The sequence below is a fragment of the Longicatena sp. genome, from assembly GCF_982403165.1.
In genome coordinates this window covers 1-3,077 of sequence record NZ_CEVYEL010000107.1, presented here as the reverse complement: position 1 = coordinate 3,077, position 3,077 = coordinate 1, and the positions used below count along the sequence as shown (strand labels likewise).

Here is a 3,077-nt window from a genome sequence, read left to right as displayed (position 1 = left end):
CATCTGAATAAGATGCAGTAGTAATGTTAAATATCAACGATACAGCACACTAGCTATCATGGCAAATATAGTCTAATAAAAACAATTACAAACTGTGCGACTACATCTTATAAGAATACCGGTTTACAGGCGGGTAAGAAATATTATTTTAAGATAAAAACCTATGTTACTGCTGGAAATAAAAAGCATTATGATGGCAAGTACACAGGTACGCTAAGTATTACAACCTGCAAATCCCATACGAAATATGATGTTGTGGATACGGCCATAGCACAGAAAAAAAAGCCATATAAATGGGGTGGCAGTGGCCCTAAAAACTTTGATTGTTCTGGGTTGATTTATTATGCTTATCGTCAAAATGGCTATAAGGTACCTAGAGCGTTGGCTTATGCCGGACATAGTATTGGCAAAAAGACAGCAACTATTAAAATGGGGGATATTGTTCATTATAAAAACCATTTTGCTTTGGTAATCAGTAAAAAGAAAATTTCCAATGGTTATGAAGTGCGTGTGATTGAAGCGATGAATACGAAAGATGGAATCCGTGAAAATGTTTATTATATGGGAGAAAATGGACCTTTATTTAATAAAAATTTCATAGGCTTTCGAAGAATCTGATGGTTACACATAAAAAAGCAGGTGCTATGCGTGATAGAAGCCCTTTGTCAGGAGGAACGCATAAGACCTGCTTTTGCTATTTTATTTAACGTTTTTGCAATGCCGCTTTTGCCTGTGTAAGGGTTGTTAAGGCAGCCTTGGCTACATCTGGTTCGCTTTGGTTTTGCAAGACCTCGTATGCTTGGATAAAGGCGGATTCATAGGCTTTCCAACTATCCGGTGTGTATATATCCATTTGCAATTCACTGCTTGCCATTAATAATTTCTGAATTTCTTCTAATGTTTGAAAATATGCGTGCTCTTTTTCGATTTCTTCTAAAAGATCAATTAACCGCCATGTTTCATTATGTTTTGTACGCATGGCTTTGCGCGGCATACTAACTCCTTGCGCTTTCATGCGGGCATTCAGTTCTTGAATTTCTTCATCACTAAACCCATCAAGAAACATCAAATCAATGTGCATATGCATAGTTTGCGTTACTTCTTGTTGGGCTTTATCCTGTATGCCTAGCAGATAACCAATTGGTTGCTGCAAGTCTGTATCTGTTAAGATACGATACGCAATCTGCATATCCGAAAGAATAGTTTCAAGAATCGGCTTTTTCTCTTGATAATCACCGAAATATAGCAGAATTTTTTTCATAAACACTCCTTATATCTTTTTAAATAATTTGCAAGCGATGGTATCCATCTTGCTATAGATTACTACAGATATTAGTAGGATGGCAATACATATGCCTATGGAGATTGGCATGATAAGATCATTTGGAAGCAGGAATAAGGCTGCAATCAATAAGCCAGCTATTAGCATTCCCCCAAACATGGCAATCATACCGGACATATTCTGTTTAACTGCAGCAGCCTCTTGTTCCCATACTAGCTTAGGATGTGCCATATCAAGCAGAATGCAAAGCTCGTTACCCAAGAAAATAGCTATAATTGCACTGATAAAAGCGATGATATAATAAAGGATAGGAAGCATTGGAAAGAGGATATAAGCAATAATGAATAAAAGGAGAATAGTGAGAACGCTGACAATGATTCCGGCATTCATCTTAGCTATTATTTGTTTTCCTAAAGGCATAGGAATGTACTTCATGAACATGACATTACTGCCTTCTCGTGATATGGCTGTTGCACTGATCATATTAATACAACCAATCAACATGCCCATAGCTAATCCAGGTAAGATGGCATAATAAGCATATCCACTAAAATCTATTTGATTAAGGGCTGCTAAATTCAAACTTTCACCTTGTGACATGATGGAAATGACAATGACAATCGGGAAAATAAAGCAAGTACCAATACAATTCAAAAAATAAACTGGTGTACGTAAAAGCAATCGCAGTTCTTTTTGCGTATACGTAAATACTTTTGATTTCTGTGTTAATGCTTTTTTCATTTCAACATCATTTAATACTTTACGAGTGCTCTTTGTTTCATCGAATCCAATTGCCCCTTTGAAATAGAAATATTTTCCCATGATAAGGAAAACAGCAAGTGCTGCGATTAAAATCAGCAAGTAAAGGCCTAGCTGCAAGATGTCCTGGCTGATTAAGGCATGGGATGCAAAAGGTACTGCAGGGAACAAATAGGCAAACATGGAAATCAAAGAATTATTACCTTCAATTAATAAATTCACTAGGGCGGAAGGATCTTCTTGCTGCATTCCGCTAGAATTCATAAAATAAGAGAAACTCAATGCGAAAGCAACACTTAAGATACCACCAATCATATTGAAGCGATCGCGATTTTTAAAAAAGGGCACAAAGCGCATTACCAGCATGGAAATAATGCTGGAAAGAACGAGAGGATAAATCGGTAAGGTTAAAGCGATGATGACCACGAATACATAAAATAGTATACTAACTGATTCATTCTGCAAATATCCCGCTATTAAAGGAAGAAAAACGATGAGCGTAAACACATATTCATATAATAAACAAACACTAAATTTACTTGCTAAAATCGTTTGGGGCTTTAAGGGGAGGGATAATAAGATTTCGCTGTCTTTACTGAAGTAAAAAACGCCGGGAATCAAGAAAATAGAGAATAGAAACGTTACTAAATTTGTCATATGAAAACCGGCTGCTAAAATACTGCCGCTTTGTTGCAGGGGAGCCATCGTTTTAAAAGCTTCTTGAAACATATAATACAGCATGAATAGCAAAGGGATGAAACATATAGCTAAAAAACCATATAACAGGTAAACCCGCATTTTCTTTGTTTTCCCATCCGCAACCATACCTGCTGCATTTTTAAATAATGTGCGGGTAAGTGAGAAATACTTACGCATGAGATATAACCTCCAAGAATAAGGATTCTAGAGAATCACAATTTGGATGGTTATGTTGCAATTCCTCTAACGTACCAAAGAAAATGATACTTCCTGCATTAATGATGGCAACTTTATCACATAACTTTTCAGCAACTTCTAAGACATGTGTTGAAAAGAA

3 protein-coding genes are annotated in these 3,077 nt (G+C 36.4%); 1 reads left to right on the top strand and 2 read right to left on the bottom strand.

Features of this window, described 5'->3' with window-relative positions; translation table 11 throughout:
* The first annotated feature begins 255 nt into the window (after positions 1–255).
* Positions 256–618 carry a C40 family peptidase gene (locus tag AC1VS3_RS12860; protein WP_270363123.1) on the top strand — a complete coding sequence of 121 codons (363 nt, stop codon included), beginning with the start codon at positions 256–258 and terminating at the stop codon, positions 616–618.
* An 85-nt stretch (positions 619–703) separates the two neighbouring features.
* Here the strand turns inward: AC1VS3_RS12860 and AC1VS3_RS12855 are convergent, their stop codons facing one another.
* Positions 704–1,261 (bottom strand): DUF3783 domain-containing protein, encoded by a 558-nt coding sequence (locus tag AC1VS3_RS12855; protein WP_008687750.1) that lies wholly within the window; start codon positions 1,259–1,261, stop codon positions 704–706.
* Positions 1,262–1,270: 9 nt separating this feature from the next.
* On the bottom strand, positions 1,271–2,917 hold the full coding sequence (locus AC1VS3_RS12850; RefSeq protein WP_008687753.1) for a putative ABC transporter permease subunit: 1,647 nt from the start codon (positions 2,915–2,917) through the stop codon (positions 1,271–1,273).
* Positions 2,918–3,077: the final 160 nt, after the last annotated feature.

What these genes read in the sequence shown, in the direction of transcription:
- AC1VS3_RS12855 (WP_008687750.1), bottom strand. Translation starts at nt 1,261, where the DNA reads ATGAAAAAAATTCTGCTATATTTCGGTGATTATCAAGAGAAAAAGCCG.
- AC1VS3_RS12850 (WP_008687753.1), bottom strand. Translation starts at nt 2,917, where the DNA reads ATGCGTAAGTATTTCTCACTTACCCGCACATTATTTAAAAATGCAGCA.